Annotated in this window: 5 protein-coding genes and 2 pseudogenes; all 7 read left to right on the top strand. The window is 71.6% G+C overall.

The window, feature by feature from the left end:
- Positions 1–216 (top strand): annotated as a pseudogene (locus AC1DY2_RS16330) (heat-inducible transcriptional repressor HrcA); the annotation flags it as partial.
- A gap of 57 nt (positions 217–273) precedes the next feature.
- Positions 274–1,380, top strand: a complete 1,107-nt coding sequence (dnaJ, locus tag AC1DY2_RS16325; protein WP_476763372.1) for a molecular chaperone DnaJ — start codon at positions 274–276, stop codon at positions 1,378–1,380.
- An 11-nt stretch (positions 1,381–1,391) separates the two neighbouring features.
- Complete coding sequence (locus AC1DY2_RS16320) at positions 1,392–2,126, top strand: 16S rRNA (uracil(1498)-N(3))-methyltransferase (protein WP_476763371.1); 735 nt, start codon at positions 1,392–1,394, stop codon at positions 2,124–2,126.
- 24 nt (positions 2,127–2,150) lie between these two features.
- Positions 2,151–2,510, top strand: a complete 360-nt coding sequence (locus AC1DY2_RS16315) for a histidine triad nucleotide-binding protein (RefSeq protein ID WP_476763370.1) — start codon at positions 2,151–2,153, stop codon at positions 2,508–2,510.
- 76 nt (positions 2,511–2,586) lie between these two features.
- Positions 2,587–3,600, top strand: a complete 1,014-nt coding sequence (locus AC1DY2_RS16310) for a PhoH family protein (protein ID WP_476763373.1) — start codon at positions 2,587–2,589, stop codon at positions 3,598–3,600.
- Between the two features lie 22 nt (positions 3,601–3,622).
- Positions 3,623–4,084, top strand: coding sequence for an rRNA maturation RNase YbeY (ybeY, locus tag AC1DY2_RS16305; RefSeq protein ID WP_159605275.1), 462 nt, complete (start codon positions 3,623–3,625; stop codon positions 4,082–4,084).
- 2 nt (positions 4,085–4,086) lie between these two features.
- Positions 4,087–4,266: pseudogene (locus tag AC1DY2_RS16300) on the top strand (hemolysin family protein); the annotation flags it as partial.

Raw genomic sequence — 4,266 nt, 5'->3', positions numbered from 1 at the left:
GGCGGCGACGAGCACGCCGTCGCCGTGCGCATCGGGCGCGAGAACGCCTCGTTCGGCCTGGGCGAGACCTCCGTCGTCTCGAGCGCGTTCGCCATCCCCGGCCGCGACGTGTCGCGCCTCGGCATCGTCGGCCCCACCCGCATGGACTACTCCAACAGCATGGCGGCCGTGCGAGCCGTCGCCCGCTACCTCTCCCGCACCCTCGGCGAGAGCTGATTCCCCGCTGCCGTCGCATCCGACCGGCATCCGGCAATTCGAAAGGACACGCCCTCCGTGGCAGACCACTACGAGGTCCTCGGCGTCTCGCGTGACGCCACCCCCGACGAGATCAAGAAGGCCTACCGCCGCCTCGCGCGCGAGCTGCACCCCGACGTGAACCCGGGCGCCGACGCATCCGAGCGGTTCAAGATGGTCACGCACGCGTACGACGTCCTGTCCGACCCGAGGCAGCGGGAGCAGTACGACCTCGGCGGGCAGGGCGGATTCGGCGGCGCCGGCGGCCAGAACTTCGGCGGATTCGGCGACATCTTCGAGACCTTCTTCGGCGCCGGCCAGCAGACCCGTGGGCCGCGGTCGCGGCGTGAACGCGGCCAGGACGCGCTCATCCGCGTCGAGGTGGGGCTCGAGGAGGTCATCTTCGGCACGCACCGCGACATCGAGGTCGACACCGCGATCCTCTGCGAGACATGCCACGGCTCGTGCTGCCAGCCGGGCACGTCGCCCGTCACGTGCGACATCTGCCACGGCACGGGTTCGATCCAGCGCGCGGTGCGCTCCCTCCTCGGCAACGTCATGACCTCGAGCCCCTGCGGCACCTGCCGCGGCTACGGCACCGTCATCGCCACGCCCTGCGTCACCTGCCAGGGCCAGGGCCGYGTGCGCGCCCGCCGCACCGTGCCGGTCGACATCCCCGCCGGCGTCGACACCGGCGTGCGCCTGCAGATGCCCGGGTCGGGCGAGGCAGGCCCCGCCGGGGGCCCGAACGGCGACCTCTACCTCGAGATCAAGGTGCGCAACCACGAGGTGTTCAGCCGGAACGGCGACGACCTGCTCTGCACGCTCGAGGTGGCCATGACCGACGCGGTGCTCGGCGCCGATACCACCATCCCGGCGCTCGACGGCGACGTGCGCGTCGAACTCCACGCAGGGCTGCAGAGCGGCGAGATCCTCACCGTCAAGGACCGCGGCGTCACGAAGCTCCGCGGCACCGGTCGCGGCGACCTGAAGATCGGCGTGCAGGTCGTCACTCCCACCAAGCTCTCCTCGAAGGAGCGCGACCTCATCCAGCAGTTCGCCCACTCGAAGAAGGCGGCCGCCCCGGCGCTCAGCCACTTCCAGCAGGGCCTCTTCGCGCGGCTCCGCGACCGCTTCCTCGGCTGACGGATGCCGCGATGAGCCACCTCTACCTCGACGAGTCCCTCGACCTCGCGTCCGTCGCCCCCGGCGCGACCGTCCAGCTCTCGGGCGACGAGGCTCGGCACGCGGTGACGGTGTCGCGGGTGCGCACGGGGGAGCGGATCGCGATCGGCGACGGCCGCGGCATCCGCGTGCTCGGCATCGTCACGGCGACCGGGCCCCGCGAGCTCACGCTCGAGGCCGACGAGGTCGTCGTCGAGGAGCCGCCTGCGATCCGCATCACGCTCGTGCAGGCCCTGGCGAAGGGCGATCGCGACGAGCTCGCGGTGCAGGCCGCCACCGAGCTCGGCGTCGACGCGATCGTGCCGTGGGCCGCCTCGCGCTCGGTGTCCCGCTGGGAGGGGCCGAAGGCCGAGAAGGGCCGACAGCGCTGGGCGACGATCGTGCGCGAGGCCGTGAAGCAGTCGATCCGCTCATGGCTTCCGCCCGTGGCATCCGTCACCGCGACCGGTGCGCTTGCGACGGCGGTCGAGGGCTCCCGGATGCTGCTCCTCGAGCCGACCGCGACGACGGCGCTCACCGAACTGCGGCCCGACGGTCGCGACCTGGCGCTCGTCGTCGGCCCCGAGGGCGGCATCGCCCCGTCCGAGCTCGAGGCGCTCGTGGCCGCCGGGGCCGAGCCCGTGCGGCTCGGGGCCTCAGTGCTGCGCACCTCCACGGCCGGCCCCGCGGCCATCGCGGTGCTGAACGCAACCCTCGGGCGGTGGTGACGCATCCGTCGCTACGATGGGCAGATGACCCAGTCCGCCGCGGAGCCGACCCTGTTCGAGCGCATCGCCGCCCGTGAGATCCCCGCGCAGATCGTGGCGGAGACCGACCGGGTGATCGCGTTCCACGACATCGCGCCGAAGGCACCCGTCCACGTGATCGTCACGCCCAAGCAGGGCGACTACCGCGACGTGGCAGAGCTCGCCGAGGGCGACCCCGAACTGCTCGCCGAGCTCGTCGCCGTCGCACGTGGGATCGCCGACGACCTCGCCGACGGCGACTTCCGGCTCGTGTTCAACACCGGCGCCGGAGCCGGGCAGACCGTCTTCCACGTGCACGCGCACGTGCTCGCGGGCGGCCTCGAGGAGGGTTCGCTTGCCGGCTGACGCGCAGGGCTCAGAGGCGGCCGCCGAGCAGCCGCTCCACGACGACGAGGAGCGCCTCCGCATCGACGGCATCGCCATGGTGCGACTCCTCGGCCCGCAGGACCGGCTGCTCACCACGATCCAGCGCGAGCACCCCGGCGTCGAGGTGCACGTTCGCGGCAACGAGATCACCATCCGGGGCGCTGCCGACGACCGCCTGCGCGTCCGCCGCCTCATCGAAGAACTCCTGGAGCTCGTCAGAGCCGGCCAGGACCCGACACCCACCGAAGTGAGGAGCTCGGCCCGCATGCTCGAAGCCGATCCCAACGCCAAGCCGTCCGAGCTGCTCGGACAGGTCATCGTCTCCGCCCGAGGGCGCACCATCCGCCCGAAGACCGAGGGGCAGCGCCAGTACGTCGACGCGATCGACGAGAACACCATCGTGTTCGGCATCGGCCCGGCCGGCACCGGCAAGACCTACCTCGCCATGGCGAAGGCCGTGCAGGCACTGCAGCGCAAGGAGGTGAACCGCATCATCCTCACCCGCCCGGCCGTCGAGGCGGGTGAGCGGCTCGGATTCCTCCCCGGCACCCTCACCGACAAGATCGACCCCTACCTGCGGCCGCTCTACGACGCGCTCAACGAGATGATGGATCCCGAGATGGTGCCGAAGCTGCTCGCGGCCGGCACCGTCGAGGTGGCGCCGCTCGCCTACATGCGCGGCCGCACCCTGAACGACTCGTTCGTCGTGCTCGACGAGGCCCAGAACACCACGCCCGAGCAGATGAAGATGTTCCTCACCCGGCTCGGGTTCGGCTCGAAGATGGTGGTCACCGGCGACGTCACCCAGGTCGACCTCCCCGGCGGCGCAAGCGGGCTCCGGCTCGTCACCCGCATCCTCGACCACGTCGACGACATCCACTTCGCACGGCTCACGAGCGACGACGTGGTGCGCCACAGCCTCGTCGGCCGCATCGTCGACGCCTACACCGAGTACGACCAGCGCACCCAGGCGCAGCGCTTCGAGCGCGACCAGGCACGCGAGTTCGCCAACCGTGCAGAGCGCCGCGGCTCCGCGCCCCGCGACCACCTGCCGCGGAAGTCCAAGTGATCGCCCAAGAGGAGCACCGCGCGTGAGCATCGAGGTCAACAACGAGTCCGCCGTCGAGGTCGACGAAGCCGCCCTGCAGCGGCTGGCCGTGTACGCGCTCGACGCGATGCACGTGCACCCCGACGCCGAGCTCGCGATCGTGCTCGTCGACGAGGGCGCGATGGAGCAGCTGCACGTGCAGTGGATGGACGAGCCTGGTCCCACCGACGTGCTGAGCTTCCCCATGGACGAGCTCCGTCCGGGCACTGAAGACCAGCCGGCCCCGCCCGGACTGCTCGGCGACGTCGTGCTGTGCCCGCAGGTCGCCGAGGCGCAGGCGCGCACCGCGGGGCATCCGCTGCTCGACGAATTGCTGCTCCTCACGACGCACGGCATCCTGCACCTGCTCGGGTTCGACCACGCGGAGCCCGATGAGGAGAAGGAGATGTTCGGCATCCAGCGCGACATCCTCGTCGGCTTCACCATGCAGGAGCGACGCCGCTGACCATGCAGCCCTGGCTCTTCCTCGGCGCAGCCTTCGTGCTCGTCGCCTTCGGCGGCCTCATGGCGGCCGTCGACTCGGCGATCGGCGCGACGAGCCGGGCGGATGTCACCGACCTCGCGCTCGGCTCCCGCGCGCGTCGTTCGCTCCTCGCCATCGCCGACGACACCGGCGCGCACGTGAAC

The sequence above is a fragment of the Agromyces sp. P1_H4 genome (assembly GCF_056405255.1).
The sequence above is the reverse complement of the archived record's forward strand: the minus strand, read 5'-3'. Positions and strand labels throughout refer to the sequence as shown.

Coding starts and splice junctions, on each gene's coding strand:
- AC1DY2_RS16315 (WP_476763370.1), top strand. CDS start 2,151: ATGACCCAGTCCGCCGCGGAGCCGACCCTGTTCGAGCGCATCGCCGCC.
- AC1DY2_RS16310 (WP_476763373.1), top strand. CDS start 2,587: ATGGTGCGACTCCTCGGCCCGCAGGACCGGCTGCTCACCACGATCCAG.
- AC1DY2_RS16320 (WP_476763371.1), top strand. CDS start 1,392: ATGAGCCACCTCTACCTCGACGAGTCCCTCGACCTCGCGTCCGTCGCC.